Below are 25,624 nucleotides of genomic sequence, written 5' to 3'. Positions count from 1 at the left end.
CCCCCCCCCCCCCCCCCCCCCCCCCCCCCCCCCCCCCCCCCCCCCCCCCCCCCCCCCCCCCCCCCCCCCCCGCCCCCCCCCCCCCCCCCCCCCCCCCCGGGTCCGTGCACTTCCGCGGAAGTGCCTGACCTACCCGGGCGCTTCCGCGGACGTGCACGGCGGCTCACCGGCGGAGGCGCAGGATCTGGCCCGGGCGCAGCTGCGCGCAGCGGTCGACGTCGGCGTCGGCGACGTAGCCGGCCACCGGGTAGCCGCCGGTCACCGGCGCGTCGGCGAGGAAGAGCACCGGCTGCCCCGACGGCGGCACCTGCAGCGCGCCGCGCAGCAGCCCCTCGCTGGGCAGCTCGCCGGTCACCGCGCGGTCCAGCCGCGGCCCGGCCAGCCGCAGCCCGACCCGGTCGATCTCCGGGGTCACCGTCCACGCCGTGGTGCCCAGCGCCTCCAGCGCCGGGGGCGTCAGCCAGTCGCCGCGCGGGCCGGGCAGCAGCCGCACGGTCACCTCGCCGCCGGGCGGGTCGGGCACCGGGGCGAGGTCGACGCCGGGCGGCGGGCCGGCGACCGGCTGTCCGACCGGCAGCCGGTCGCCGGCGCGCAGCGGTGCCGGGCCCAGCCCGGACAGCACGTCGGTGGACCGCGAGCCGAGCACCGGGTCGACGGCGATCCCGCCGCGGACGGCGAGGTAGGTGCGCAGCCCCGCCGCCGGCGTCCCCAGCGCCAGCGTCGTCCCGGCGCGCAGCAGGCCGGGCGCGGCGTGCACCGGGGACCCCGGGCAGCGCGCGCCGGTGGTGACGACGAGCCGGTCGGCGTCGGCCCGCAGGGCCAGCCCGCCGAGGGTGACCTCCAGGACGGCGGCCCCCGGGTCGTTGCCCACCAGCCGGTTGGCCAGCGCGGCCGAGGCCCGGTCGGCCGCGCCCGAGCGGCCCACCCCGATGCCCGCCAGCCCCGGCCGGCCCCGGTCCTGCACCGTGGTCAGCGGCCCCGGCGCCAGCACGGTCAGCACGGCGTGAACCGCACCCGCACACCCGGGCGCAGCAGCGCGGCGGGGTCGCGGGCCAGGTCGAACACCGCGACGTCGGTGCGCCCGACCAGCTGCCACCCGCCCGGCGACGCGCGCGGGTAGACGCCGGTGAACCCGCCGGCCAGCGCCACCGACCCGGCCGGCACCCGGGTGCGCGGTGAGGCGCGGCGCGGCAGGTCCCACCCGCCCGCGGCCGGCGTCAGGTAGCCGAAGCCCGGTGCGAAGCCGGAGAACGCGACGGTCCACTCCGTGCCGGTGTGCCGCCGCACCACCTCGGCGGGGTCCACGCCCAGGTGCGCGGCGACGTCGCCGAGGTCCTCGCCGTCGTAGGTCACCGGCAGCTCCACCAGGTCGCCGGTCGCCGCGCGCCCCGGCCGGGGGCGGGCCCGCCGCACCGCCGCCTCGACGGCGTCCAGGGTGGTCACCGCGGGGTCGGTGACCACCAGCACCGTCCGCGCGGCCGGGACGAGGTCGACGACACCGGGCGGGCGGTCCTCCTGCAGCGCGGTGTACAGGCCGAGGACGTCGTCGAGGCCGGGCAGCTCCACCAGCAGCGCGGTGGAGCCGCTGGGCAGCACCCGCATCACGGCGCGAAGGGGGCGAGGTCGACCCCCGCCCCGGTCAGCGCCGCCCGCACCCGGCGGGCCACCTCGACCGCGCCGGGGGTGTCGCCGTGCACGCAGATCGACCGCGGGGCCAGCCGCAGGGAGCCGCCCTCCACGTCGCTGACCGGTTCCCCGGTGGCCATGGCCACGCAGCGGCGGGCGATCTCGCCGGGGTCGGTCAGCACCGCCCCGGGCAGCCGCCGCGGCACCAGCGTGCCCTCCGGTGTGTAGGCGCGGTCGGCGAAGGCCTCCGCGACCACCGGCAGCCCGGCCTCGCCCGCCAGGCGCAGCCAGGCCGAGCCGGGCAGGCCGAGCACCGGCAGGGTGCGGTCGTACTCGACGACGGCGCGCACCACCGCCGCCGCCTGCTCCTCGTGGTCGACGATCGCGTTGTACAGCGCCCCGTGCGGCTTGACGTAGCGGACCCGGGTGCCGGCCACGCGGGCGAAGGCCTCCAGCGCGCCGACCTGGTAGAGCACGTCCTGGGTGAGCGCGTCGGGCTCGACGTCGACGAACCGGCGGCCGAACCCGGCGAGGTCGCGGTAGCCCACCTGCGCGCCGACCGCGACGCCGGCCGCCGCGGCCCGGTCGCAGACCCGCCGCAGGATCACCGGGTCGCCGGCGTGGAAGCCGCAGGCGACGTTGGCGCTGGTGACCACGCCGAGCAGCGCGTCGTCGTCGCCGAGGCTCCACCGGCCGAAGCCCTCACCGAGGTCGGAGTTGAGGTCCACCCGGGCGATCCTGCTCGGGGAGGGCGGTCAGCGGCCACGCTGGGCGAGCAGCACGCTCCCGAGGGCCAGGACGACGCCGGCCAGCTGCAGCGGCCCGAGCGACTGCCCGAGCAGCGCCCAGCCCGCGGCCGCGGCGACGACGGGGGAGAGCAGCCCGAGGAAGCTCACCCGGTCGGCGGGCAGCAGGCCGATGCCGCGCAGCCACAGCACGTAGGCCAGCGCGGTGTTGACCACCGCCAGGTAGAGGAACCCGCCGACCTGGCCGGCGGTGACCGTCGCCGGCAGCCCCTCCACGGCGAGGGCCAGCGGGAGCAGCAGCGCCCCGCCGGCGGCCAGCTGCCAGCCGGTGAAGGCCAGCACCGGGACCGGTCGCCCCCACCGCTTGGTGAGCACCACGCCGGTGCCCATGCAGCCGGTGGCCACCAGCCCGGCGACGACGCCGAGGGGGTCCAGTCGCGCGGCGTCGGTGAGGACGACGAGGGCGACGCCGGTGACGCCCGCCGCGCCGAGGGCGAAGGTGCGGCCCCGCAGCGGCAGGCCGAGCAGCGGCAGCGAGAGCAGCGCGACCACCAGGGGCTGCACGGCGCCGAGCACCGCGGCCACCCCGCCGGGCAACCGGTAGGCGGCCACGAACAGCAGGGCGAAGAAGGCGCCGATGTTGAGCGTGCCGAGCACCGCCGCCTTCCACCACCACGCCCCGCGGGGGAGCACCCGGCCGGCGGCCACGAGCAGCAGGCCGGCGGGCAGTGCCCGCACCGCCGCGGCCAGCAGCGGGCGGTCCGGCGGCAGCCACTCGGTGGTGACGACGTAGGTGGTCCCCCAGGTGGCCGGCGCGACGGCGGTCAGGGCGGTGAGCGCCCACAGCGGGCGGACCCGCCGCCGGGGCACGGCGGGGACCGCGGTGACCGGTTCCTGGGTCGTGACGGCCACGGCAGACTCCCCTCGATGGCATGTATCTCGACATCAAGATACTTGCTGACGAGTATCTGTCAACCGTGAGACGTGGCAGGATCGAGGGGTGACCGACCGGGACGGCGTCGACGCCATCGTCGAGCAGTGGGCGCGCGAGCGGCCCGACCTCGACACCACGGCGATGGCCGTCTTCGGCCGGGTCTACCGCACCGCCCGGTTGGTCGGGGACGCCCAGGAGCGGTGCTACGCGCGGTTCGGCATCACCCGGGCCGACTTCGACGTCCTGGCCACGGTGCGCCGGGCCGGCGGTCCCGACGGTCTCTCGCCCGGCCGTCTGACCGGCGCGCTGATGCTCAGCAGCGGGGGGATGACCAGCCGGCTGGACCGGCTGGAGCGGGCCGGGCACCTGGTGCGCACCCCGGACCCGGCCGACCGGCGCGCGCTGCTGGTGCGGCTGACCGACTCCGGCCGGGCCCTGGTCGACGAGGCCGTCACCGCCGGGCTGGCCGAGCAGCAGCGGCTGCTCGAGGGCATGTCCCCGGCGGCCGTGCGGCGGCTCGACGACCTGCTGCGCGACCTGCTCGCCTCCGTCGAGGAGCGCGCCGACGGGTGAGCCCGCCGGCCGGCGCGCTCACACCTCGTCGACGGGGAAGCTCCGCGACGGGGACACGTACTCGTCCTGGGCCGCGACCAGCAGGATCTCCCGCGATCCGGCCTCCTCGGTGCGCCGCAGCAGGCCCCACACGCTGGCGGCGGCGCGGCCCAGCGCCTCGCCGGCCGAGCGGGTGTCGAGCCAGTGGGCGAGGAACAGCGCGGCGATCGCGTCGCCGGCGCCGTTGACCGACACCGAGAGCCGCGGCGTGCGCACGCGGAAGTGCCGGCCGCCCTCGGAGGCGAGCAGGTCCACGGCGTCCCCGGGGGTGTCCTCGGCGTCCAGCGAGGTGGTCAGCACCACCCGCGGGCCCAGGCCCTGCACGGCGGTGACGGCCTCCTTCACCGAGGCCAGCGACCGCGTGGTCATCTGCGAGAGCAGGTCGAGCTCGTAGTGGTTGGGGGTCACCAGGTCGGCGGCGGGGACGGCGACCTCGCGCATGAGCTCCTCGATGCCCGGGCGGACGAACACGCCCCGGCCGACGTCGCCGATCACCGGGTCGCAGCAGTAGACGGCGTCGGGGTTGGCCGCGCGCACCCTGCTCACCGTGCCGACGACGGCGTGGCCGATGTCGGCCGAGCCCAGGTACCCCGACAGGACGGCGTCGGCGGTGCCGAGCACGCCGCGGTCGGCGATGCCGTCGACGACCTCCTCGACCGCCTGGCCGTCGAAGACCCGGCCGGTCCAGGCCCCGTAGCCGGTGTGGTTGGAGAACTGGACGGTGTGCACCGGCCAGACCTCGACGCCGAGGCGCTGCAGCGGGAACACGGCCGAGGAGTTGCCCACGTGCCCGTAGGCGACGTGCGACTGGATCGAGAGGACGTTGACCACGAGGGGGAACGGTGCCATGCCGGCCGGCGCAGCGGTGCCGGGGGACTCACGCCGCGGCGGCGGGAGGTGGACCGGCGCGGTCGAGCCAGCCGACGACGAGGGCGTGCGGCAGCGTGAGGGCCGCCAGCACCGGCAGGTCGGTGGCCAGGAACCCGCGCCACCCTCCCGCGGCCGACCACAGGGCGGCCAGGACGGCGAGGGCGATGAGGGTCGGCAGCGCGGCGGCTGCGGCGAACCGGCGCAGCGGCCGGCCCAGCCGCCCGGCCGCCAGGTCACCGGCGCCGGCCGGGTCGTCGGCGAGCACGCGGGCGAGGTGCCGGACGGAGTGCCAGCAGCCGAACCACACGCCGAAGGCGGCGAACGGCGGGGCGACCACCACCAGGGTCAGCAGGACGGCGACCTCGGCGGCCTCGAGCCACCGCCCGGCCAGCAGCCGTTCCACGGCCAGCGCACCGCCGGCCGGGAGGACGACCGCGAGCACTCCGGTCACGACCGCCGGCGGGATGACGCCCTCGCTCCCCGGCACGACGGCGGCCAGCACCGGCGCGGCCTCGTCGGCGCCGCGGGCCAGCGGGACCAGCAGCACCAGGCCGCCCAGCACCAGCGACGCGGGCGCCTGCCGCCGCACCTCCCGGCCTGCCCGCAGGTCGGCGAAGGCGGTCTCCCCCGTGCCGAAGTGCCAGACGGAGAGGGCGACGAAGACCAGCAGTCCGGGCCCCGGCGCCGCGGCGAAGACCAGCCACGCCAGCGCCGCCACGAGCGCGTAGCCGAGCGCGAACAGCGCCGTCCGGGGCGGCCGCCAGCCCAGCCGGTGGGCGGGGACGAGGTGGTCGGCGGCGCCGTGCGGCAGACCGGCCAGGAGTCCGGCGACCAGGGGCACCCACGCGAGGTTCCCCCAGCCCACCGTTCCCTCGACGGCGACGACGGCGAGGGCCGCGCCGAGCGAGACGGCCGTGGCCGCCCGGGCCGGCGCGGCGAACGGCGTCGTCGCCGCCGGCCGGGCCGGGGACGGCAGCACGGGGTCAGCGCCGGTCGGTCGCCGTGCGCGTGGCCCCGCTGCGGGCGCCGTGCACCTGCTGGTGCTCCGTCTCGTGGTGCTCGTGCGGGTTCCGCGGGTGCTCGGTGGACTCCGGCTGCTCGTCGACGCTGTTGCCGGTGAATCGCACGGCGACCCCTTCGGACACCGTGCCGACCTGCGGCAGCACGCCCTCGCTGTGGTGCACGTGGCTCACCCAGACCGACTCCGGGTGGGTGTCCACGCCGGCGGCGACGTCCTCGGCGGTGCGCAGCTTGGCGACCTTGTGGACCAGCACGCCGAAGCCGACCTTGGCCAGGACGTCGGCCGCGGAGTAGGCGATCTGCACGCCGGCCAGCCACGCCGGGGTGACGTCGACGAAGACGGGGACCGCGTACACGAGCGGGTACACCCCGAAGGTCGCCAGCAGCACGATCGCGGCGTTGCGCAGGCTGGTCGCGGCCTCCCGGCTCATGGACGACCTCGAGGCCCGGACCGCCCCGATGAGGGCGACGTAGAGGTAGGCGTAGAACGCGGTGCTGATCAGCCCCCAGACGACGAGGGCGGTGCGGTCGCGGCCCTCGGCGAGCACCTGGCTGCCGAGGAACCCGGTGAGGATCATCAGGAAGGCGGCCGCCATCGTGGTGAAGCGCAGCTTCCTGGCCCGGGCGCCCGCGATCGAGCACACGGCGAGCAGCTCGGCGGTCAGCAGCGGGACGGTCACGGTCCAGTCGACGTAGCGTGGGTAGAGCGTCGCCCGCGCCGACTCGGCGTTCGGCACGAAGGCGCCGTCCTGGAGGGTGAAGCCGCTGTCCCAGCGGATGAACACCACGAGGTAGGACAGCGTCGCGACCGCGGCGATGCACAGTCCCGCGAGGACCGCCGGCCGGTAGCGGACGCCGATCTCCGACCTGCTCGTCCACGAGTAGAGGAAGTAGGCGAGCAGGGCGAACCCGGCCGCGACGATCGAGTACGTCACCAGGTCGTAGAGACCGGGCGAGAGGGTCTGCAGCTCGGGCGTCGGCGTGTCGAAGACGTCCACGGGACCTCCGGGGCGGGGACAGCGGTGGCGGGCCTCCGCTCGGCCCCGGTGCGCGTTACCCCATCCGGCCGCGCGCAATCGTTTGCCATGCAGCAATCACCGGGTCACACTCGGCGCCGGGCGCCTCCCGGCGTCCGCCACCCCTGCGGGGAGGGCCCGTGGACCGCGACGCCGACGAGCGGGTGCTGCTGGCGGCCGTGCGCACGGCGATGGGCGTCTCGGTGCGCGCCGCCGACGTCGTCGGCACCTCGCCGGTGCAGCTGCGCGCCCTGACCGTGCTGAGCGAGCGGCCGGGCCTGAGCGTCGGGCAGCTCGCCGAGGGCATGCGGGTCGCCGTCTCGACCGCCAGCCGGCTGGCCGACCGGCTCGCAGCGGCCGGGCTGGCCGACCGCCGGCCCTCGGCGGCGGACGGCCGCAGCGTCGTCCTCCGGCTCACCGCCGACGGCGAGCGGCTCCTCGACCGGTACGACGACCTGCGGCTGGCCGACCTCACGGCCTGCCTGGACCGACTGCCGCCGGACCGGCGGCACCGGGTGCTCACCGGGCTGCGGGCACTGACCTCCCCGGCGGAGCCCCCCACGGGCACCGGCCGAGACCGCACACCACGACGGGAGGACCAGCCGTGACGCGCATCGACCGGATCGCCGAGCCGTGGGGGACGCGCACGCCGTACGGGCCGGGGGAGACGTGGCCGACGCGGGTCGACCAGCACCTGGCCGAGGGACTGACGGAGGGCGACGTCGACCGCTGGGTGCCCTCGGCGTCGATCCTGCACAGCAACGGCGACGGGCTGGACATCGCGGTCGAGGACGGCCGCATCGTCGGGGTCCGCGGCCGCGCGGAGGACCGGGTCAACCACGGCCGGCTCGACCCCAAGGACCTCTACGGCTGGCAGGCCGACAACTCACCGGACCGGCTCACCCGGCCGCCCACGCGATGCAGGTGTTCCGGCACGCCGAGGAGGGGTCGCTGCGCTGGCTGTACGTCACCGCCACCAACCCCGCGGTGTCGCTGCCCGAGGCCGGCCGCATCGGGTCGATCCTCGCGCAGGAGCGGCTGTTCCTCGTCGTCCAGGACCTCTTCCTGACCGAGACCGCCCAGCTGGCCGACGTCGTGCTGCCCGCCGCCACGTGAGGGGAGAAGACCGGCACCTTCACCGACGTCGACCGCACCGTGCACCTGTCGGAGAAGGCGGTCGACCCGCCCGGTGAGGCGCGCGCCGACCTCGACATCCTCGTCGACCTCGCCCGCCGGCTGGACCTGCGCGACGAGGATGGCGGCTCGCTCGTGACGTGGCACGACCCGGAGGGCGCCTTCGAGGGCTGGAAGGAGTGCAGCCGCGGCCGGCCCTGCGACTACAGCGGGCTGTCCTACGCCCGGCTGCGCGAGCGCAACGGCATCCGGTGGCCGGTCACCGAGGAGGCGCCCGAGGGCACCGAGCGGCTCTACGCCGACGGCGTTTCTCCGCCGATCCGACTACTGCGAGAGCTAAGGCCGCGACCTGGTCACCGGCTCCCCCCTCGACGACGTCGAGTACAAGGCGCTCAACCCCGACGGGAAGGCGGTGCTCAAGGCCGCCGAGTACGTGCCGCCGCACGAGCTGCCCGGCCAGGAGCACCCGTTCCAGCTGATCACCGGCCGGACGCTCTACCAGTTCCACACCCGCACCAAGACCGCCCGGGCACCGCAGCTGCAGGCGGCCGCCGCGGACGTGTGGGTGGAGATGTCGGCCTCCGACGCCGCCGACCGCGGCCTCGGCGAGGGCGACCTGCTGGAGGTGTGCACCGCGCGCGGCCGGGTCGAGGCGCGGCTGCGGGTCAGCGGCATCCGGCCCGGGGTGCTGTTCCTGCCCTTCCACTACGGCTGGTGGGACTCCCCGGACGGGCAGCGGGCGGCCAACGAGCTCACCCCGACCGACTGGGACCGGGTGTCCAAGCAGCCGATCTTCTAGACGCCGGCCGCGGCGGTGACCCGGCTCGCGGCCTCCGGCGGCACGCCGTCCCCGGCGCCGACGACGACCGGCTCCCGCCCCGTGGCCGCGGGCGTGCCGCCCACCCGCGGCGGCGAGGCGGCGCTGGCCGAGGAGACCGTCGGGGGTGTGCGGTGAAGCCGGGACTGGCCGTCGAGGAGCTGCACCGGTCGGAGTCGCACCTGACGCGCACCCTGCTGGCGGTGTCCGACCGGCACGCGGCCGACCACGAGGTCTTCCACGTGGCACGGGACCTCGCCGGCTGGTCGCAGCGGCACGTCACCGAGCTGGCGCGCATCGGCCGCGACCTCGGCGTCGAGCTGGACCCGGAGCCGCCGGAGGACCCCGGCGTCCTGGAGCGGGTGCGGCAGGCGACGTCGGACCTGTTCGGCCGGCGCCCCGAGCCCGGGCTGCTGCTGCTCGCCGACCTGCGGCACGTGCACCGCGAGGCGGCCGGCGTGTCGCTGGACTGGGAGCTGCTGGCCCAGGCCGCGCAGGGCGCACGGGAGCGGCAGCTGCTGGAGCTGGCCCAGCGCTGCCACCCGGACACGCTGCGGCAGATGCGGTGGGCGAACGCCGAGCTCGAGGAGGCCGCCACCCAGGTCCTCACCAGCTGACGGCGGGGTCCCCGGGCAGCCGGTGACCGTGGTCGTCGGCGTAGGCGGCCACCCGAGCCCGCACGTCCCCGCCGCGGTGGAGGAACTGCCGGTCGAGCACGCCCGTGAGGTCCTCGATCGCGACGTCGAGGAACGTGGCGGCCGTGCGGACCTGCGCGTCGGGCGAGCGGCCACCGGCCTCGGCGAGCTCGAGGGCGGCGGGCAACTGCAGCGGCAGCGCCGTCTCCGGGTCGACGTCGCGGAAGTAGTGGGTCTCGGCGTGCTGGGTGAGGTCGACGCGCACCTGGACCAGGTCGACGGCGATCTCCCGCAGCAGGCCGGCGCCGATGGCCGCCGCCGGGAGCGCGGCCCGCCGCAGCAGGGCCAGCCGCAGCGCCAGCGCCCGCCGGCGGCTCAGCGCCGGGTAGACCTGCAGCACCCAGGTCACCGCCGCGGTGAGCAGCACGAAGCCGACGACCGCCTCCACCGGCACGGCCAGCCGCAGCCACGGGCTCTCCGGGACGATGTCGCCGAAGCCGAGCGTGGCCAGGGTGACCAGGGACAGGTAGACGGCGTCGAGGGCGCCGCTGCGGCCGGGCGCCAGCCCGCTGCCGTAGACGAACGCGTCGGGCAGGTGCGGCCAGTAGACGAGGGTGAAGCCGAGCACCAGCAGCAGGACCCAGGACAGCGCGACGACGACCATCGCCAGCGGCCCGCCGAGGAAGCCGGTCCCTGAGCGGCGCCGGGACTCCCGGCCGGCCCGCCACAGCACCGCCATCAGCCGCCGGCTGAGCCCGCGCCGCCCGCTCGGGTGCCACAGCGTGTGCACGACGTCGCGCAGGACCAGCAGCACGAGCACGGCGCCGAGGACCGTCGATCCCCAGCCGGCCGCCGTCGCCACGCCGCGAGCGTGCCAGGCGGCGGCTCCGCGGCGGGCGCGGTTGGCCGCGGGCGGCCGGGGGCAGGACCGGCCGCGTGACGATCCGCATCGGGGTGGTGGGGGCCGGGTTCATCGCCGGCCGGCACGTCGAGTCCCTGACCGGCCTCGACGGCGTCGCCGTCACCGGGGTCGCCGACCCGCAGACCGACCGCGCGCGGCGGCTGGCCGAGCGGGCCGGCGGGCGGCCCCACGGGTCGTGGGAGGACCTGCTCGACGGCGAGGACCTCGACGCGCTCTACGTCTGCGTCCCGCCCGCCCAGCACGGCGCCGTGGAGGACGCCGCGATCGACGCCGGCCTGCCGCTGTTCGTGGAGAAGCCGCTGGACACCGACCTCGCCACCGCCGAGCGGCTGGCCGCCCGCATCGAGGCGACCGGGCTGCTCGCCGCCGTCGGCTACCACTGGCGGTACCTCGACACCCTCGAGCAGGCCCGCGGGCTGCTCGCCGGCCGGCCGCCGCGGCTGCTGCTGGGCACCTGGCTCGACGCGGCGCCCACCGCGCCGTGGTGGGCGCGGCAGGACCAGTCCGGCGGGCAGACCGTCGAGCAGGCCACCCACCTGCTCGACGTCGCCCGGGTGCTGGCCGGCGAGGTGGCGTCCGGGTGGGCCGCCGGCGGGCGATCCCCGGACGGCCCCGGGGACGTCCACGACGCCTGTACCGCGTCGCTGCGCTTCGCCGGCGGCGCGCTCGGGTCGTTCTCCAGCACCTGCGTGGCCCCGCGCGGCTGGCGCATCGGCCTGCAGGTGGTCGCCCCCGGGCTCGGCCTGGAGCTCACCGAGCACGAGCTGCGGATCACCGACGCCGACGGCGAGCGCACCGTCGAGCGGGCCCGGGACCCGATCGAGGCCGAGGACGCGGCGTTCGTGGCCGCCGTCCGCGGTGAGGGCGACGACGTCCGCACGCCCTACACCGAGGCGCTGCGCACCCACCGGCTGGCCGTCGCCGTGGCGCGGGCGGCGGCCCGCGGCGGGACGGTGGCGCTGTGAGGCCGGTCCGCACCATCGGCGTCCTGCGCCCCGGCGAGCCGGCCGTCCTCGACGACACCGAGCCCGACCCCGGGCCCGGCCAGGTGTGGGTGACCACCGAGTACAGCGGCATCAGCGCCGGCACCGAGGTGGCGCTGGTGCGCGGCACCGACGCCCACCACGTCACCCGCTGGGACCCCGAGCTGCGCTCCTTCACCCCCGGCGAGCCGGCCGCCGGCTACCCGGTGCGCGCGCTGGGCTACATGGAGGTCGGGCTGGTCACCGAGAGCCGCAGCCCCGACCTCGCCGAGGGCACCCGGGTGGCGTTGGCCTACGGGCACCGCACCGGCCGCTGCGCCGACCCCGCGGCCGTGAACGTCGTCCCGGTGCCCGACGACCTCGACCCGCTGCTCGGCGTCTACCTCGCCCACATGGGGCCCATCTGCGCCAACGGCCTGCTGCACGCGAGTGCGCAGTTCGCCGGGCCCGGCGGCGGGCTCGGCGACGGCGTCCGCGACCGGCACGTCCTCGTCACCGGCGCCGGGGTGATCGGGCTGGTCTCCGCGCTGCTCGCGGTGCGGTACGGCGCCGCCGACGTCGTCGTCGCGGAGCCCTCCCCGCAGCGGCGGGCGGTGGCCGCGGCCCTGGGGCTGGCCACCGTCGACGGCGACGCCTGGCACGAGGTCAAGCAGCGGTGGCGGCACGGGCCCGGCGACGCCGGCGCCGACCTGGTGCTGCAGTGCCGCGGCCACGACACCGCGCTGGCCACCGCGCTCAAGGCGCTGCGACCGCAGGGCGTCGTCGTCGACCTGGGCTTCTACCAGGGCGGCGCCGGGGCGGTGCGGCTCGGGGAGGAGTTCCACCACAACGGCCTGTCGGTCGTGTGCGCGCAGATCGGCCGGGTGCCGCGGGGCATGGCCGGTGCCTGGCCGCGGCGCGCGCTGTCGGCGGCCACCCTCGACCTGCTGCGCGAGCGCGGCGAGGAGGTGCGCCGGCACCTGGTCACCGACGTCGTGCCCTTCGACGAGGGCCCGGCGCTGCTGGCCGACCTCGCGCAGCGCCGTCTCCCCGCCCCGCCGCTGCAGGCCGTGCTGCGGTTCTGACGCCGTCCCGGCGCGTCGCGGGGACCGACTTGTCGCGGAACGCGAACGGCGGGATCCTGCGGTCACCGCCGCGGACGCCGGGCACCGGGGGCGCGGCGCGGTCCAGAGGAGGGCCGCCATGGGCTGGGCAGTCGTCAGTGTCGCCGGCTTCGTGGTGACCACGGGGCTGGTCGTGGTGATGGCGCGGAGCAACACCGCCCGCTGGGAGCGCGACCACCGCGCGGCGCAGGTGGCCGCGCGGGCGCACGCGGCGCGCGGACGCAGCGTCTGGTCGGCCACGCTGGGCCGGCAGCACGACGGGTCGGGGGCTGCGGCGCGCCGGTCGCACCTGCACCTGCCGCACGTTCGCCTGCCGGCCGGACTGGTGGCCCGGCTGCCGCACCCGCACGTGCCGCGCCCGCACCTTCCGCACCCGAACCTGGAGGCGTTGCACCTGCCGGTCCTGCACCTGCCGCGCCGCGTCCGCCGGGCGCCGGAGCCGGCGGAGGAGCCGCAGCCGTCGGCGGTGGAACCAGAGCCTGCGGGCGCCGACGGGGACACAACCGGCGTGGCGGGCGGGAGCGGCTGACCGGCTACCCGGCGGCCGGGTAGGGCAGCGTGCCGGTGCGGACGTCCCAGGGCACCGCGCCGGGCCGCCGCGACCGCCGGGCTCCCTCGCGGGCCGCCTCCCGCGCCGCCCGGCGTGCCGCGTCCTGCCGGGCGGCCGACCGCTGCGCGTGCGCGGCGCGCGCCTCGGCCAGGCCGGGCGCGCTCACCCCGTCGGCGGTCAGGGCGCAGGCGGCCGGCCGCACCCAGCGCACCCGGTCGGCGGCGTCGCGGACCCCGACGAGCAGGCCCCGGTCGTGGCGCCGCAGCGACAGCGCCGCGCCGCGCACGCTCGCCTCGGTGGCCGCGGCGTCGTCGGCGCCGGGGCCGTAGAGCCAGGTGACCGACCGCGCCGTGCGGCGGAGGCGGTCGTCGCGCGCCCGCCAGGCGGTGTCGCCCAGCGGCGTGAGCTGCACCTGCAGGACGGCGCCGAGCGCGTCGACGGCGACGTGCAGGCCGACGTGCCCGTCCCGCCCGGTCAGCGTCTCCACCCGCGGCCGGTGGCCCTGGCCGGTGAGCCACGCGGTGAGCGCGGGGCGGTAGCGCAGGGGGTCGTAGGCGCGGGCCGCCGTCGCCGGCCGGGCGAGGAGACCGCACGGCTGCCCGCCGGTGTGCCGGAAGGCGGCCGCGCCGCCGTCGGTGACCACCTCGAGCAGCCCGCCGCAGCCACCGGCCCGCCGCGCGCACCAGAAGGCGCCGCCGGCCTGCTCGTCGAGCAGGCGCGCCCCGGCGGCGTCCGCGGGCAGCTCGACGGCGGCCGTGCCCTCCGGCCCGTCGGTCACCGCCCAGCGCAGTCCGTCCACGCGCCGCACGGTAGGAGCGGGGTCCGACAGTCCCTAGCGCGCGAGGGAGCGGAAGAGGTCGGCCAGTCGGTCGGCGTGCGCGTCGAACACGTGCCGCTCGCGGGCGGCCAGCGCCGCGGCCTGCCCGGCCCGGGTCGTCACCTCCGCGTGCAGCGCCGCGGCGACGTCGTCGGCCGAGCGGTAGAACAGTCCCGTCCCGTCCGCCCGCAGCACCCGCTCCACCGACACCCTCGACCCGGGGTTGGCCTGCTGCAGCAGCGGCAGCCCCGCGGCCAGGCACACCGGCAGCCGCGCGGGGGAGTTGAGGTCGTCCCAGGTGGCCCGGCGCAGGTCGCCGCCGTTGGCCGAGTCGAAGCGGTGCAGCCAGCCGGCGTCGTGGCGGGACAGCTCGCGCACCCAGTCCTCCGGCCCCACCGCCGGGTGCACGTGCACGAACCCCGGCGCGCGGGCGAGCGCCTCGTCGAGCCAGCCGGTCCAGGAGCCCTTCGGCCCGGGCGCGCGCACCTGCCCGTAGAGGTGGGTGTGCACGCCGCGGTCGGCCAGCGCCAGCACCCAGTCCAGGTCCAGCCCCGAGGGCCGGCCGACGACGGCGGCGTGCGGCTGCCCGTCGGCGTCGGACAGCTTGGGCGACAGCGGCGCGTCGAGCCAGTCGCGCTTGGGCAGGTCGCCGTCGAGGACGCCCAGCCGGGCGGGGTCGACCCGGCCGGACAGGGCGAGGGCGAACCAGTCGCGCTCCTCCTGGGTGGCCAGCAGGACCGCGTCGGCGCCGCAGACGAGGTCGGCCAGCAGCGGCCACTCCCCGCGGACGACGCTGCGCTGCGGCGCCTCCTTGAAGTGCCACACGAACGGCAGGTCGGGAAAGGCCCGCTGCACCGCGTGCGCGAACGGCACCGCCCGCCAGTTCAGCTGCGCCCACACGACGTCGGGGGCGAGGTCGCGCACGCCCTCGCGCCAGCTGTCGCGGTCGAGGTCGGGCACGGAACCGAACGGCAGCGGCCCGACGGTGGCGTCGCCGAGCCCGTCGGCGGTCCACAGCCCGGTGAGCCGGTGGCCGCGCTCGGCCAGCGCCAGCACCCGCTCGGGGTTGAACGCCAGCTCGCCGACGACGAGCACCGACAGCCCGTCGGCGCTCGGCTCGTACCGACGCGACCGGAACCGCGCGTACCGGGACCGCTCGTCGAGGTCGGTGCCGTCGGTGGAGGAGAACCGCAGCGGCCCGGCGACCCGGTAGCGGGTGCGGAACACGTTGGGGCCGCCGTCGAAGGCCTCCCGGATCGCCCGGGACCGCTGCCCGGGGTGCTGCGTCCACGCGCAGGTGACCCGGCCGGTGCCGGTCGCCGTCCCGCGGGCGGCGACCCGGGTCCACATCAGCCGGTCGAGGTCGTCGGTCTCGAGCTCCGCGCGCTCGGTCCACCGGTCGCCGGTGCGCCGGTGCACGACCTGCACCAGCTGCGCGTACGGGGTGCCGGCCGGCTCGGCCAGCCCGGCACGGACCAGCACGACGGCGGGGTCGGCCAGCCGGTCGAGGGCGGTGGCCAGGTGGTCGGGGAACCAGACGTCGTCGGCCGGCAGGTAGGCCACGACCGGTGCGGTGGTGGCGTCGAGCGCGGTGTTGAGGGCCGCGCCGAGGCCGCGGTTGTCCTCGGTGCGCAGCAGCCGCACCCGGGGGTCGCCGGGCACGGTCACCGGCGCGCGCGACCCGTCGTCGACGACCACCGCCTCCCACGCCGTCTCCCGCTGGGCCAGCAGCGACTCCAGCGCCCGCGGGAGGAAGGCCGCCTGCTCGTGCACCGGCACGAGGACGGCGACCCGGGGGGTCACGCGGCGGGCTCGAGGTCGTCGGCCGTGCCCAGCACCCGGTCGTAGACGCCGGCCACCCGCGCCGACAGCGCCGGCCACCCGTACTCGGCCGACCGGGCGCGGGCGCCGGCGGCCAGCCGCGCCCGCAGGACGTCGTCGCCGGTGACCCGGTCGAGGGCGGCGGCCAGCGCGTCGGCGTCGCCGGGCGGCACCAGCAGCCCGGTGACGCCGTGCCGCACCACCTCGGGGATCCCGCCGACGTCGCTGGCGACCACCGGCAGGCCCGCGGCCATCGCCTCGGTGAGCACCGAGCCCATCTCCTCGTACGCGGAGGGCAGCACCAGCACGTCGAGGGAGGCCAGCACCGCGGGCACGCGGGCGTGCTCGACGAAGCCGGCCAGGGTGATCCGGTCGGCGGCGGGGCTCTCGGCGGCCAGCCGCTCGACGAGCGCCCGGTCGGGACCGTCGCCGACGACGACCAGCGAGGCCTGCTCCCGCATCCGCCCGAACGCCCGCACCAGCGTGCCGGGGCTCTTCTGCGGCGCCAGCCGGCCGACGTAGCCGATGCGCGGCCGCGGCACCCCGGGGAAGACGTCGGCGGAGGAGGTGGTGAACAGCGCCGGGTCGAAGCCGGAGGGGACGGTGGAGAGGCGGTCGGCCGGCACGCCGTCGTCGGCCAGCGCGGCGGCGGTGCGCCCGGTGAGGACGACGACGGCGTCGGCGCGCCGCAGTGCGCCGCGCTCGATCCAGCCGCCCAGCGCGCGCAGCAGCCGCACCTTCGGGCCGCGGCCGGCCAGCGTGTGCGCCACGCTGCAGTGCACGGTGACCACCAGCGGGCAGCGGTGCACCCGCGCGGCCAGCCGGGCCAGCGGCAGGGTGGCGAGGTCCTCGCCCTGGTGGGCGTGCACGACGTCGACCGGCGCCCGGTGGCCGGCGCGCAGCACGGCGGGCAGCCCGGACAGCGCCCACAGCTGGCGCAGCCGCGGCACCCGCACCCCGGTGCGGTGCACCCGCGCGGCGGCGCCCACCGACGAGGTCCCCGCCGGGCCGGCCAGCCGCGCCGTCACCACCGTCTGCCGCACGCCCCGGGCGTCCAGGCAGCGGGTCAGCGTCGCCGTGTGGTTCTGCATGCCGCCGATCGGGTCGAAGCGGGCCGCGCGGGCGTCGAGCTCGCCGGGGAGGGCGCCGGGCCGGTCCGGCCGCCGGGCCGCCGGGGGTTCGAAGACGCTGCACAGGCGCAGCACGTGCAGGTCAGCGGCGGCGCGGGACACGCGAGGGGACCTCCGGCTCCTCGGGGGGCGAGACCCGTAGTGCACCACGAGTTAGCGCACGGCACAGCCGGGGCAGTGGGGCGGGGTGATCACCCCGCTCGCCGACCCCGCCGTCCGCCGGGTGGCGCTGGTCCGGCTCCGGGTGGGCCTGGGCGACCTGCTGTGCACCGTCCCCGCGCTGCGCCGGCTGCGCGCCGCCCGCCCCGACGTCGAGGTGACGCTGGTGACCTTCGGCCGCATGGCGCCGGTGGTGGCGCGCCTCGGCGTCCCGGTCGGGCTGCTGCCCTTCCCCGGCGCGCCGGGCATCCCCGACGGGCCGGTCGACGCCGCCGGGTGGGAGCCGTTCACCGCGGCCGCCCGGGACCGCCGGTTCGACCTCGCGCTGCAGGCCTACGGCGACCGGCCGGCCGCCAACCGGGTCACCGCCGCGCTCGGCGCCCGGCTCACCGGCGGGTTCGCGCCCACCGGGTGGCCGCCCCCGCCGAGCACCGAGGCGCTGCACCTGCGCTACCCGCTGCACCTGCACGAGGCCGCGCGGCACGTCGCGCTGCTGGAGCACCTGGGCCTGCCGCCCGGCGGGGACGCCGCGATGGGCTTCCCGCTCACCGCCGACGACGAGGCCGAGCACGCCGCCACCCTCGCCGCGGCGGGGCTCGAGCCGGGCCGCTACGCCGTCCTGCACCCCGGCGCGTCGGCGCCCACCCGGCGCTGGCCGGTGGACCGCTACGCCGCGGTCGGCGACGCGCTGGCCGCCGACGGGCTGGCCGTCGTCGTCACCGGGGTGGCCGCCGAGCGGGACATCTCGGCGCGGGTGGTCGCGGCGATGCGCGCCCCGGCCGTCGACCTCACCGGCGCCACCAGCCTGGGCGGGCTGGCCGCGCTGCTGCGCGACAGCGCGGTGCTCGTCGGCAACGACACCGGCTCGGCGCACCTCGCCGCCGCCGTCGGCGCCCGCTCCGTGACGGTCTTCCTCCCCGGCGACCCGGTGCGCTGGGCGCACCCCGGGCCCCGGCACCGCGCCCTGACGCCGGCCGTCGCCTGCGCGCCCTGCCCGCACCTGGCCTGCCCGATCGAGTTCCGCTGCGCGCTGACCGTCTCGCCGTCCGCGGTGGCCGGTGCGGCGCGCGAGCTGGCCGCCTCGTGAGGGTCTCCTTCCTCGCCGACTCCAGCGGGTGGGGCGGCGCCGAGGTGTGGCTGACCCACCACCTGCGCCGGGCCGCCGAGCACGGCGCGACGGCGTCGCTGGTGTGCGCCGAGCCGGTGGCGTCCGGCTTCGCGCACCTCGACGTCGAGCGCGCCGTCGTCCCGCTGACCCGGCACACGGCCGCGGCGCCGCGCACCCGGGCGGCGCTGGCCGCGCAGCGCCCCGACGTCGTCGTGGTCAACCTCGTCGACCCCGCGTCCAACGCCGCCGCGGTCGCCGCCGCGCAGCAGGTGGCGCCCACCGTCGGCGTGCTGCACCTGGTCGGCGACACCCGGGCGGGGGAGGAGCGCGCCGTGCTGACCGCGCTCTACCGGCGCATGGCCGCGGTGGTCAGCCCCTCGGAGGAGGGCCGCGCGCAGCTGGTGGCCGACCTCGGCGTCGACCCGGCCCGGGCGCACGTGGTGCCCAACGGCGTCGACGTGCCGCCCGATCCCGCCGGGCCGGCCGGGCGCCCGGTGCCGCGGGTCGGCGCGTTCGGCCGGCTCACCGCGCAGAAGGGCTTCGACGTGCTGCTCGCCGCGCTGCGCCGCCTGGACGTGCCGTTCGACGCCGTCATCGGCGGGGCCGGCCGCGACGGCGAGGCGCTGCGGGCCGCGGCCGCCGGCCTGCCGGTGGACCTCCCCGGCTGGGTCTCCGACGTCCGCGGCTTCCTCGCCGGGCTGGACCTGTTCGTGCTGTCCTCGCGGGTCGAGGCGCTGCCCCTGGTGCTGCTGGAGGCGATGGCCGAGGGCCTGCCGTGCGTGTCCACCGACGTCGGCGACGTCCGGCGCGCGGTGGGGGAGGACGCCGTCGTCGTGCCGGTGGAGGACGCCGGCGCGCTGGCCGGGGCGCTGCGCGGGCTGCTCACCGACCCCGCCCAGCGCGCGGACCTCGGGGTACGGGCCCGGGCGCGGGCCGAGCGCGACCTCGACGCCGGGCTGATGGCCTCGCGGACCTACGCCGTCCTCCGGCAGGTGCGCGCCGCGGCCGGTCTCAGCCGGCGCCGGGCAGCCCGGCCGCCACCCACGCGCGGTGCCCGCCGACGACGTCGCTCGCCGTCGCCAGGCCCAGCGAGCGCAGCGCGTCGGCGGCCAGGCTGGAGGTGTAGCCCTCCTGGCAGAGGACGACGACGTCCACGTCGTACCCGGTGGCCTGCGGCAGCCGCGCGTCGCTCTCCGGGTCGAACCGCCACTCGAGGTGGTTGCGCTCGACGACCAGCGCGCCGGGCACCTCGCCCTCGGTCTCGCGCTGCGACTGCGGCCGGATGTCGACCAGCACCGCGCCGTGGGCCACCCGCCGAGCGGCCTCGGCCGGGGTGAGGCGGGTGATCCGGGACCGGGCCTCGGCCAGCAGCTGGTCGACGCTCCTGGCGCCGGGCGGGCGGGCGCTCACCAGTCGACACCGGCGCGCTCGGTGCCGGTGTGCAGCAGCACCCCGCCCTCGAGGTCGTAGGTGCTCATCTGGCGGAGCCCGGGGGTGTAGGCGTGCACGCTCACGGCCGCCGCGGTGCCCCGGTTGGCCACCCGGTGGACGTGGTGCGGGCCGAAGGGCCGCACCCGCCCGGCGGTCAGCTCGGCGCGCGCCTCCCGGACGGCGCCGACCGGACCGCCCACGGTGTCCTCGGTCAGCGTCCCCCGGACGACGGCGAAGGCGCCGGCCGAGCCGCCGTGGTCGTGCAGCGGCGTGCCCTGGCCGGGCAGCCAGGTCAGCAGCCAGACCTGCGCGCCGGCGACGTCGGCGGCCAGGGCGGGGTCGAGCAGGGCGGCGGCGTCCTCGGCCGGCAGCAGGCCGGTCCAGCGGCTCTCGGCGCGGTACTCGACCCGCGGCAGCCAGGCCTCGGCGACGGCGGCCAGGGCGGCGGCGACCGTGGCGGCGGAGGTGGTGCGGGCGGTGGTGGTGTCGGTCGTGAGCTGGTCGCGGGCGGCGTCGGACAGCAGGGAGGTGAGCGGGGGCATCGGGACTCCGGGTGCAGGGCGCGCCGGCGCCCCGTCGGGGGGCGGGCGCGGGAGGTGGCGGTGGTCGGGCGCTCAGGCAGCCGGACACAGCGCGCTGGCGACCCGCAGCAGGTCCACGGCGGACCGGCGGGTGAGCGTCAGGGCGGGTGCCACGGGGCCATCCGACCCGGCCGGTCAATGTGTGTCAAGTCGATCGCCGTGGTGCACTTTGGCGTGTCGCGTGTCGGGACCGGGGAGACGACGTCAGTCGGGGAGCAGGACGGTCCGCAGCTCGTGCGCGCCGTCGGCGCGGGTGGCCTCGTAGAACCACCGGGCGCCCCCGCCGGGCAGCGCGACGACGTCGGCGTAGCGCAGCCCGTGCGGGGCGTGCGGACTCTGCAGGTACGGCCCACCCGGGGCGGCGCGGAAGCCGCCGCCGTCGAGCCGGGCGAGGCCGGTGCGCTCCTCCCAGTTCTCCTCCGCGGTGGCCCGGCCGTCGTAGAGCGCCCAGGTGCGGTCGCCGTCGAGGACGACCGTGCTGAACCGCACGCCGCGGGCGTCCCAGCCGCCCGGGGTGCCGGCCAGCGCGGTGCCCTGCCACGTCCAGGTGACGCCGTCGGGGCTGGTGGCGTGCTCGGTGGTCATCCGGTCGGTGGCGCCGGGGTCGTCGAGCGGGTGCACCGAGGCCCACAGGTGCCACTGGCCACCGTCCCACCGCACGACCGGGTCCTTGGGCGCCTCGGTGGCGCTGCCGGGCAGTACGGTGCGCGGCTCGGCGGCGCCCAGCCCTGCCACGGTGTCGGCCTCCAGCAGGTCCACCCGCCAGTGCCGGGTGCCCGGCGTCGCGCAGCTGACGTAGAGCCGCCAGCGGCCGTCAGGCGTGTGCACCAGGGCCGGGCGCTCCAGCGACTCGGCGCCGAAGCGGTCCTTGCCGAGGGCGAGGACCGGCTCGAAGCGCACGCCGTCGTCGGACCGGGCCACCACGGTGCCGAAGCCGCGCCCCTCGCCGACCGGGCGGCGCAGCCGGTGGGCCAGCCACCACGTGCCGTCGACCAGCTGGGCCGACGGCGCGCCGGCCCACGAGCCGGGGCGCGGGTCCTCCGGCTCGGCGACGACCTCGGCGTCGGCCCAGAAGCGGTCGGGCGCCGGGGGGCGGGGCGCGGTCACTCGGCGGCTCCTCTCGGGCAGGTGGCGGACCTCCCCGTGTGTACACCGCGGGACGGGGGTGGGCCGGGTGTCCGCTGACGCCGAGCGGCTCCCGCAGTTCGTGATCGCCGGTGCCCCCAAGGCCGGGACGACGGCGCTGCACGCGGCGCTGGCCACCCACCCGGGGCTGTACCTGTCGCCGGTGAAGGAGCCGAAGTACTACCTGACCGACGGGCGCCCGCCGCCGCGCAGCCGCCAGCGGGGACCCGGGGACGCGCACAGCGCCCGGGAGTGGGTGTGGCGGCGCGCGGACTACCTGCGGCTGTTCGACGGTGCCCCGCCCGGGACGGTGCGCGGGGAGAGCACGCCGTTCTACCTGCACGACCGCGCCGCGCAGCGCCGCCTGGCCGCCGACGTCCCGGGGATCCGCGTGGTGGTCGTCGTGCGCGACCCGGTGGACCGCGCGTGGTCGAACTGGGTGCACCTGCGCGCCGACGGCCTGGAGCCCGAGGCGGACTTCCGCACCGCCGTCTCGCGGGAGGACGCGCGGGTGGCGGCCGGCTGGGCGCCGTTCTGGCACTACCGCGGGCTGGGGCGCTACGGCGAGCAGCTGCGCGACCTGTACGCCGTGCTGCCGCGGTCGCAGGTGCTCCTGCTGCGCTACCGGCAGCTGGTCGACACCCCCCGCGAGACGCTCGACCGGGTCAGTGCCTTCCTCGGTGTCGAGCCGGGGGTGGCGCACACGGTGGCGCCGGAGAACGTCAAGCCGTACGTCCCGGACACGCCCCGGTACCGGGCGCTGGCCCGGGTGGTGCGGGCCGGCGCGGCGCTGGGCGCGTACGCGCCGCCGCAGGTGTGGCGGCAGGTCTCGCGGCCGCTGCTCGCCGCGCTGCACGCCGGGCGGGCGCCCCGGCCGCCGCTGCCGGTGGAGGTGCGCCGCGCGGTGCTCGCCCCGCTGCTGCCCGACATCACGCTGCTCGAGGAGCTCACCGGGGAGTCCTTCGACGACTGGCGCCGCGACACCGGCCGCGGCGACTTCCGCTCGCGCCGGTCCTGACTCAGCGGCGCACGCGGTAGGTGAGGTGGGTGCACGTCCGGCTCGCCTCGACCGACGTCTGCTCGAGCCGGTGCCGGCCGGCGCCGGGAAACAGCGGGGTGCCGCCGCCCAGGACCGCCGGGGCGAGGTGCAGGCGCAGCTCGTCGAGCAGCCCGTCCCGCAGGCACGAGCCGACCAGCGCCCCGCCGCCCATGACGAAGACGTCGAGGTCGCCGGCGGCCTGGCGGGCCTGCTGCAGGGCGGCCTCCGGGCCGTCGGTGGCGAACGTGACGTCGTGGGTGGCCGCGAGCCGGTGCTCCGCCGGCGGGCTGCCGGTGACGACGAGGAACGGCGGGCGGGCGTCCAGTGCCGCGCCGTAGCCCATGCCGTCGACCCACCCGCGGTCGACCTCGTCGAAGGTGTGCCGGCCCATGACGACGGCACCGGAGGTGGCGACGTGCCGCTCGAGCACTCCGCGGTCGACGGGGTCGTCGCTGTGCAGCGCCCAGGTGTGGAGGACCTCGACGGCGTCGTCCGGGCCGGCCACGAAGCCGTCGAGGGAGACCGTGATGTCGCCGATGACGAGGGTCATGGGGTGTCGACGTCGCAGGGCTCCCGGACTCATCGCTCGAGGTGGTGTCAAGGGGTGTACCGGATGTGTGGATGAGCCTCTGACCTGCGGATACGGGTCGCAGGACCACCGCGGATCCGCTATTCTTCGTACATGTGTTCGGGTGAGTGGCAGGGCGCGGAGGACGTGCTGGACGACGTCGCCGCGCTCATCGCCGAGCGCAACCGGATCGACGCGGCATTGGCCCGGCGGGTGCGGGCGGCGGAGCTGGCCCAGGCCCCGGAGCGCGACGGGCTGAAGTCCATGAGCTCGTGGCTGCGGGGGCACTGCCGGCTCACCGACGCCGCGGCCGCCCGGCTGGTGACCGTCGGGCGGGCGCTGGAGCACCTGCCGACCCTCGCCGAGGCGCACGAGGCCGGCTGGGTGAGTGCGGAGCAGGTGGCCGAGGCAGTCCGGGTGGTCACTCCGCGCCGGCGGGCGGCGGCGGCCGCGCAGAGGGTGGACCTGGCCGCGATCGACGCGGCGCTGACCCAGGTCGCCGTCGACGGCGAGCACGCCGACCTCGTGCTGGTGGTGCGGCGCTACTGCGACGCGCTCAATCCCGACGGGCCCGAACCGGATCCCACCGAGGGCCGGTCGCTGACGCTGTCGAAGCACGCCGACGGGTCGGTCAGCTTCCGCGGGCACCTGGACGCCGTGGGTGGGGAGAAGGTGCAGGCGGCGCTGGAGGCGCACGTGCAGGCCGACCGGCCCGCTGGCGACGAGCGCACGCGAGCCCAGCGGCTGGGGGATGCCTGGGTGCAGTGGGCCGACAACGCGCTGGCCGCCGGCAGCCTGCCGGTGCTGCGGACGGTCAAGCCGCACGTGGCCGTCCGCGTCGATCTGGACGACCTGACCGACCCGGCGACCGGCGCGGGCGCGGCCACCATGGGCTTCGGGGCGGTGATCTCCGCCGCCCGCGCCCGCTGGCTGGCCTGCGACGGGACCATCTCCCGGGTGGTGTTCGGCCCCGACGGGGTCCCGCTGGACCTCGGCAGGAGTCAGCGGCTGGTCAGCCGGCAGCTGCGCCGGGCCGTCGAACTGCGCGACGGCGGCTGCGTCTTCGCCGGCTGTGATGCGCCGAGCCACTGGGCCGACGTGCACCACCTCGTGCACTGGTGGAAGGACCCCCGCGTCCCCCGCCACTCGCCAGCTCGCGGCGGGCCCCTACGCGAGGGCCGACCACCACGGCTTCCGCGTCGAACGCCAACCGGACGGGCGATGGCGCACCTGGCGACCCGACGGCAGCGAGATCACCACCCCGACACCGCTCGTCCCTGCCGCCTGACCGGTCGTGCCTTTGGGCGACCGCTGCCTGCGCTCGTTGGCGCGCCCTCGCGCTGTCGGCTGCTCTGCGCCGCGCTGCTGTGGTGTCCCGGAGCGGCCCACGATGGGACGACGCCACCTGTGAGCCACGGATCGTCGGGAGCCCGGCCTGACCAGCCTCTGCTGATGCTCGACGTCCCCGGGATGGCTGACCACGTGGCTCCACGCGAGGTTCCGGCACCTGGCCGACCTGGTGGCTGCTCCGGTGACCGCGTCACGCCCCAAGCGGTGATCGACGACGATGACCCGGATCATGGCGGCTCCGCCGCTCGGCCTCGCACAGCCGGGGACTCTCGCGTCCGTCAGACCATCTCTCGCTGATGGACTCGTCAGCCGCCGGGCGGTTGACCAGCGGTCACCGCGGCGGGGGTCCGCTCGGTCGCCTTGTCTCGTCCGGGCGGTGCCGACGTCCAGAGATGGGCAGCGGCGGGTGGCCTGTCGACGCCTCCTCCTCGTCCGCGACGTCGGCCGCCTGTGCCGCCGTGCGGGCGAGGAGGCGCATGGAGCGATCCCCGTGTGCCCTCGTCCCGCACGGCGGCGGGGGTGACCTACTGGAAGGCCACGGGCAGGTCCTGCATCACGGCGGCATCGCAGTCGAACGGTGCCGGCTGCACCTCGGCGATGACGGCCACGGAGACGCCACAGACGTTGGCCGCGACGCCGATCGGGATCTGCACGTTGACGTCCTCGATGTTCACGTTCACGAGTCCGCCGGTGAAGACGGGCTGTGCGCTGGCAGGTGCGGCGAGGGCCACACCCCCGCACCCGAGTGCGGCGACGCTGGCCAGGGTCATGGCAGTGGAACGGATTCGCATCGGTCTCCCTCTCGTCGGGCCCCCGTCGGGAGGCTCTACGACTGACACGCCGCCACCCGCCGCTGATGACGCAGATCGCGGTCACCAGCCGGGGATTCCGACGTCCGCAGCAGTGCACGCCTGGAGCCGTCGCGGCTCTCCGCCTCTGCGGAGAGCAGCCGGTCATCCACCGGGGACGCGGCTCGTGACCGCAGCAGGGCCATGCCGGTCTCCCGGCCGCTGAGCCGGCACCGGTGCCGGCGGCCGACGACCGGCGACCGTTCGCCGGGCCCGCGTCATCCACGTAGCACCAGCGCGTCAGCGCGGGAGCCGACACAGCACGTCACGCCAGGCCGCGTCACGTCCCATGTCCTGCGGTCGACGTCGTGGAGCGCGTAGCGACGCGTCCTGAGCGGTGTGGTGCACGGATCCAGGCCTGCGGCAACGGTGGTCCGCAGGTGGTGTCCCAGAGGCCGCCTCCAGGGCGAGTCGCCCTCGTCCCGGAGCGGCGCATCCTGAGGATGCGGCGGTCGTGGCGCGCCGGGCCGTGGTGCCCTGTCCGGCGGCATCGGCGACTCCTAGCGTCGGGCCATGAGTCGGAAGCCACTGCGGTGCCGGTTCGGGTGGCACTCCTACGTCCAGCGACACCCGGACGGGGAGCAGCCGTCGGGTCCGGACGACAAGATCTGCCGGCGGTGCGGAAAGCGCACGGGCGCCCCGTTCGGGAACGCGCCGTGGGTCCTGCCGGGGTGACGCC

Annotated in this window: 28 protein-coding genes and 2 pseudogenes; 13 read left to right on the top strand and 17 right to left on the bottom strand. The window is 77.5% G+C overall.

What is annotated here, in order from left to right; all coding sequences use genetic code 11:
• Window positions 1-163: 163 nt before the first annotated feature.
• The 4 genes from ACI8AD_RS01910 to ACI8AD_RS01895 are packed head-to-tail and all read right to left on the bottom strand — an operon-like array spanning window position 164 to window position 3,284.
• The gene (locus ACI8AD_RS01910) at window positions 164-1,000 is read right to left on the bottom strand and encodes a 5-oxoprolinase subunit C family protein (RefSeq protein WP_456868860.1); all 837 of its coding nucleotides are present in this window, start codon (window positions 998-1,000) and stop codon (window positions 164-166) included.
• The gene (locus tag ACI8AD_RS01905) at window positions 994-1,602 is read right to left on the bottom strand and encodes a 5-oxoprolinase subunit B family protein (protein ID WP_456868869.1); all 609 of its coding nucleotides are present in this window, start codon (window positions 1,600-1,602) and stop codon (window positions 994-996) included. Before ACI8AD_RS01905 ends, ACI8AD_RS01910 begins: the two co-directional genes overlap by 7 nt.
• Window positions 1,602-2,354 carry a LamB/YcsF family protein gene (locus ACI8AD_RS01900; RefSeq protein ID WP_456868859.1) on the bottom strand — a complete coding sequence of 251 codons (753 nt, stop codon included), beginning with the start codon at window positions 2,352-2,354 and terminating at the stop codon, window positions 1,602-1,604. The genes ACI8AD_RS01905 and ACI8AD_RS01900 overlap by 1 nt, the downstream gene beginning before the upstream one ends.
• A 27-nt stretch (window positions 2,355-2,381) precedes the next feature.
• A complete protein-coding gene (locus ACI8AD_RS01895; protein ID WP_456868858.1) occupies window positions 2,382-3,284 on the bottom strand; it encodes an EamA family transporter in 903 nt (300 codons plus the stop codon).
• An 88-nt stretch (window positions 3,285-3,372) separates the two neighbouring features.
• Between ACI8AD_RS01895 and ACI8AD_RS01890 the strand changes: the two genes are divergently transcribed.
• Window positions 3,373-3,879, top strand: a complete 507-nt coding sequence (locus ACI8AD_RS01890) for a MarR family winged helix-turn-helix transcriptional regulator (protein WP_456868857.1) — start codon at window positions 3,373-3,375, stop codon at window positions 3,877-3,879.
• An 18-nt stretch (window positions 3,880-3,897) separates the two neighbouring features.
• Here the strand turns inward: ACI8AD_RS01890 and pdxY are convergent, their stop codons facing one another.
• From pdxY to ACI8AD_RS01875, 3 genes are read right to left on the bottom strand one after another with little or no spacing between them, the layout of a single operon-like run.
• The gene (gene pdxY / locus ACI8AD_RS01885) at window positions 3,898-4,767 is read right to left on the bottom strand and encodes a pyridoxal kinase PdxY (RefSeq protein WP_456868856.1); all 870 of its coding nucleotides are present in this window, start codon (window positions 4,765-4,767) and stop codon (window positions 3,898-3,900) included.
• 28 nt (window positions 4,768-4,795) lie between these two features.
• Window positions 4,796-5,767 (bottom strand): Brp/Blh family beta-carotene 15,15'-dioxygenase, encoded by a 972-nt coding sequence (locus ACI8AD_RS01880; protein ID WP_456868855.1) that lies wholly within the window; start codon window positions 5,765-5,767, stop codon window positions 4,796-4,798.
• 4 nt (window positions 5,768-5,771) lie between these two features.
• Window positions 5,772-6,806, bottom strand: a complete 1,035-nt coding sequence (locus tag ACI8AD_RS01875) for a bacteriorhodopsin (protein ID WP_456868854.1) — start codon at window positions 6,804-6,806, stop codon at window positions 5,772-5,774.
• A gap of 158 nt (window positions 6,807-6,964) precedes the next feature.
• Here ACI8AD_RS01875 and ACI8AD_RS01870 point away from each other — a divergent pair, with 158 nt between their 5' ends.
• The 5 genes and pseudogenes from ACI8AD_RS01870 to ACI8AD_RS01850 all read left to right on the top strand — a co-directional run bounded on the left by ACI8AD_RS01870 (window position 6,965) and on the right by ACI8AD_RS01850 (window position 9,392).
• A complete protein-coding gene (locus ACI8AD_RS01870; protein WP_456868853.1) occupies window positions 6,965-7,432 on the top strand; it encodes a MarR family winged helix-turn-helix transcriptional regulator in 468 nt (155 codons plus the stop codon).
• A 310-nt stretch (window positions 7,433-7,742) separates the two neighbouring features.
• A pseudogene (locus ACI8AD_RS01865) lies at window positions 7,743-7,997 on the top strand (molybdopterin-dependent oxidoreductase); the annotation flags it as partial.
• A 373-nt stretch (window positions 7,998-8,370) separates the two neighbouring features.
• Window positions 8,371-8,757: a molybdopterin dinucleotide binding domain-containing protein gene (locus tag ACI8AD_RS01860; protein ID WP_456868852.1), complete on the top strand. Its 387-nt coding sequence runs from the start codon at window positions 8,371-8,373 to the stop codon at window positions 8,755-8,757.
• 15 nt (window positions 8,758-8,772) lie between these two features.
• Window positions 8,773-8,913, top strand: a complete 141-nt coding sequence (locus ACI8AD_RS01855) for a hypothetical protein (RefSeq protein ID WP_456868872.1) — start codon at window positions 8,773-8,775, stop codon at window positions 8,911-8,913.
• Window positions 8,910-9,392: a hypothetical protein gene (locus tag ACI8AD_RS01850; protein WP_456868868.1), complete on the top strand. Its 483-nt coding sequence runs from the start codon at window positions 8,910-8,912 to the stop codon at window positions 9,390-9,392. Before ACI8AD_RS01855 ends, ACI8AD_RS01850 begins: the two co-directional genes overlap by 4 nt.
• Here the strand turns inward: ACI8AD_RS01850 and ACI8AD_RS01845 are convergent.
• Window positions 9,382-10,272, bottom strand: coding sequence for a potassium channel family protein (locus ACI8AD_RS01845; RefSeq protein WP_456868851.1), 891 nt, complete (start codon window positions 10,270-10,272; stop codon window positions 9,382-9,384). The genes ACI8AD_RS01850 and ACI8AD_RS01845 overlap by 11 nt on opposite strands.
• A gap of 74 nt (window positions 10,273-10,346) precedes the next feature.
• On the opposite strand from ACI8AD_RS01845, the gene ACI8AD_RS01840 reads away from it, so the two are divergent.
• The 3 genes from ACI8AD_RS01840 to ACI8AD_RS01830 all read left to right on the top strand — a co-directional run bounded on the left by ACI8AD_RS01840 (window position 10,347) and on the right by ACI8AD_RS01830 (window position 12,947).
• The gene (locus ACI8AD_RS01840; RefSeq protein WP_456868850.1) at window positions 10,347-11,297 is read left to right on the top strand and encodes a Gfo/Idh/MocA family protein; all 951 of its coding nucleotides are present in this window, start codon (window positions 10,347-10,349) and stop codon (window positions 11,295-11,297) included.
• Window positions 11,294-12,379, top strand: a complete 1,086-nt coding sequence (locus ACI8AD_RS01835; RefSeq protein WP_456868849.1) for a zinc-binding dehydrogenase — start codon at window positions 11,294-11,296, stop codon at window positions 12,377-12,379. Before ACI8AD_RS01840 ends, ACI8AD_RS01835 begins: the two co-directional genes overlap by 4 nt.
• 118 nt (window positions 12,380-12,497) lie before the next feature.
• Complete coding sequence (locus ACI8AD_RS01830) at window positions 12,498-12,947, top strand: hypothetical protein (RefSeq protein WP_456868848.1); 450 nt, start codon at window positions 12,498-12,500, stop codon at window positions 12,945-12,947.
• Between the two features lie 4 nt (window positions 12,948-12,951).
• Here the strand turns inward: ACI8AD_RS01830 and ACI8AD_RS01825 are convergent, their stop codons facing one another.
• From ACI8AD_RS01825 to ACI8AD_RS01815, 3 genes are read right to left on the bottom strand one after another with little or no spacing between them, the layout of a single operon-like run.
• A complete protein-coding gene (locus ACI8AD_RS01825) occupies window positions 12,952-13,767 on the bottom strand; it encodes a hypothetical protein (RefSeq protein ID WP_456868847.1) in 816 nt (271 codons plus the stop codon).
• A gap of 33 nt (window positions 13,768-13,800) precedes the next feature.
• Complete coding sequence (locus ACI8AD_RS01820; protein ID WP_456868846.1) at window positions 13,801-15,588, bottom strand: glycosyltransferase family 2 protein; 1,788 nt, start codon at window positions 15,586-15,588, stop codon at window positions 13,801-13,803.
• Entirely contained in the window at window positions 15,585-16,838 is a 1,254-nt protein-coding gene (locus ACI8AD_RS01815; protein ID WP_456868845.1) for a glycosyltransferase, read from the bottom strand. The genes ACI8AD_RS01820 and ACI8AD_RS01815 overlap by 4 nt, the downstream gene beginning before the upstream one ends.
• Window positions 16,839-16,923: 85 nt before the next feature.
• Between ACI8AD_RS01815 and ACI8AD_RS01810 the strand changes: the two genes are divergently transcribed.
• Both ACI8AD_RS01810 and ACI8AD_RS01805 read left to right on the top strand, forming a co-directional pair.
• Window positions 16,924-17,982 carry a glycosyltransferase family 9 protein gene (locus tag ACI8AD_RS01810; RefSeq protein ID WP_456868844.1) on the top strand — a complete coding sequence of 353 codons (1,059 nt, stop codon included), beginning with the start codon at window positions 16,924-16,926 and terminating at the stop codon, window positions 17,980-17,982.
• Window positions 17,979-18,920 (top strand): annotated as a pseudogene (locus tag ACI8AD_RS01805) (glycosyltransferase); the annotation flags it as partial. The gene ACI8AD_RS01810 and the pseudogene ACI8AD_RS01805, both read left to right, overlap by 4 nt.
• Window positions 18,921-19,014: 94 nt before the next feature.
• Here the strand turns inward: ACI8AD_RS01805 and ACI8AD_RS01800 are convergent.
• The 4 genes from ACI8AD_RS01800 to ACI8AD_RS01785 all read right to left on the bottom strand — a co-directional run bounded on the left by ACI8AD_RS01800 (window position 19,015) and on the right by ACI8AD_RS01785 (window position 21,122).
• Window positions 19,015-19,299 carry a rhodanese-like domain-containing protein gene (locus ACI8AD_RS01800; protein WP_456868867.1) on the bottom strand — a complete coding sequence of 95 codons (285 nt, stop codon included), beginning with the start codon at window positions 19,297-19,299 and terminating at the stop codon, window positions 19,015-19,017.
• A gap of 110 nt (window positions 19,300-19,409) precedes the next feature.
• Window positions 19,410-19,976 carry a cysteine dioxygenase gene (locus ACI8AD_RS01795; RefSeq protein ID WP_456868843.1) on the bottom strand — a complete coding sequence of 189 codons (567 nt, stop codon included), beginning with the start codon at window positions 19,974-19,976 and terminating at the stop codon, window positions 19,410-19,412.
• A 72-nt stretch (window positions 19,977-20,048) separates the two neighbouring features.
• Window positions 20,049-20,129 carry a putative leader peptide gene (locus tag ACI8AD_RS01790; protein ID WP_425283680.1) on the bottom strand — a complete coding sequence of 27 codons (81 nt, stop codon included), beginning with the start codon at window positions 20,127-20,129 and terminating at the stop codon, window positions 20,049-20,051.
• A gap of 90 nt (window positions 20,130-20,219) precedes the next feature.
• A complete protein-coding gene (locus tag ACI8AD_RS01785) occupies window positions 20,220-21,122 on the bottom strand; it encodes a hypothetical protein (RefSeq protein WP_456868842.1) in 903 nt (300 codons plus the stop codon).
• Window positions 21,123-21,189: 67 nt separating this feature from the next.
• Between ACI8AD_RS01785 and ACI8AD_RS01780 the strand changes: the two genes are divergently transcribed.
• A complete protein-coding gene (locus ACI8AD_RS01780; protein ID WP_456868841.1) occupies window positions 21,190-22,158 on the top strand; it encodes a sulfotransferase in 969 nt (322 codons plus the stop codon).
• 1 nt (window position 22,159) lies between these two features.
• Here the strand turns inward: ACI8AD_RS01780 and ACI8AD_RS01775 are convergent, their stop codons facing one another.
• On the bottom strand, window positions 22,160-22,729 hold the full coding sequence (locus ACI8AD_RS01775) for a dihydrofolate reductase family protein (RefSeq protein ID WP_456868840.1): 570 nt from the start codon (window positions 22,727-22,729) through the stop codon (window positions 22,160-22,162).
• Between the two features lie 132 nt (window positions 22,730-22,861).
• Between ACI8AD_RS01775 and ACI8AD_RS01770 the strand changes: the two genes are divergently transcribed.
• The gene (locus tag ACI8AD_RS01770) at window positions 22,862-24,394 is read left to right on the top strand and encodes a DUF222 domain-containing protein (RefSeq protein ID WP_456868839.1); all 1,533 of its coding nucleotides are present in this window, start codon (window positions 22,862-22,864) and stop codon (window positions 24,392-24,394) included.
• A 227-nt stretch (window positions 24,395-24,621) separates the two neighbouring features.
• On the opposite strand, the gene ACI8AD_RS01765 is transcribed toward ACI8AD_RS01770, so the two are convergent.
• The gene (locus ACI8AD_RS01765; protein ID WP_456868838.1) at window positions 24,622-24,867 is read right to left on the bottom strand and encodes a hypothetical protein; all 246 of its coding nucleotides are present in this window, start codon (window positions 24,865-24,867) and stop codon (window positions 24,622-24,624) included.
• Window positions 24,868-25,624 lie beyond the last annotated feature (757 nt).

Source organism: Geodermatophilus sp. SYSU D00766 (assembly GCF_054049915.1).
This window is presented reverse-complemented; position numbering and strand designations above follow the sequence as displayed.

Bases quoted from the DNA above. Each gene is read 5' to 3' on its own strand.
- ACI8AD_RS01905 (WP_456868869.1), bottom strand. From the start codon at position 1,602: ATGCGGGTGCTGCCCAGCGGCTCCACCGCGCTGCTGGTGGAGCTGCCC.
- pdxY (WP_456868856.1), bottom strand. From the start codon at position 4,767: ATGGCACCGTTCCCCCTCGTGGTCAACGTCCTCTCGATCCAGTCGCAC.
- ACI8AD_RS01830 (WP_456868848.1), top strand. From the start codon at position 12,498: ATGGGCTGGGCAGTCGTCAGTGTCGCCGGCTTCGTGGTGACCACGGGG.
- ACI8AD_RS01795 (WP_456868843.1), bottom strand. From the start codon at position 19,976: ATGCCCCCGCTCACCTCCCTGCTGTCCGACGCCGCCCGCGACCAGCTC.
- ACI8AD_RS01775 (WP_456868840.1), bottom strand. From the start codon at position 22,729: ATGACCCTCGTCATCGGCGACATCACGGTCTCCCTCGACGGCTTCGTG.
- ACI8AD_RS01770 (WP_456868839.1), top strand. From the start codon at position 22,862: ATGTGTTCGGGTGAGTGGCAGGGCGCGGAGGACGTGCTGGACGACGTC.
- ACI8AD_RS01765 (WP_456868838.1), bottom strand. From the start codon at position 24,867: ATGACCCTGGCCAGCGTCGCCGCACTCGGGTGCGGGGGTGTGGCCCTC.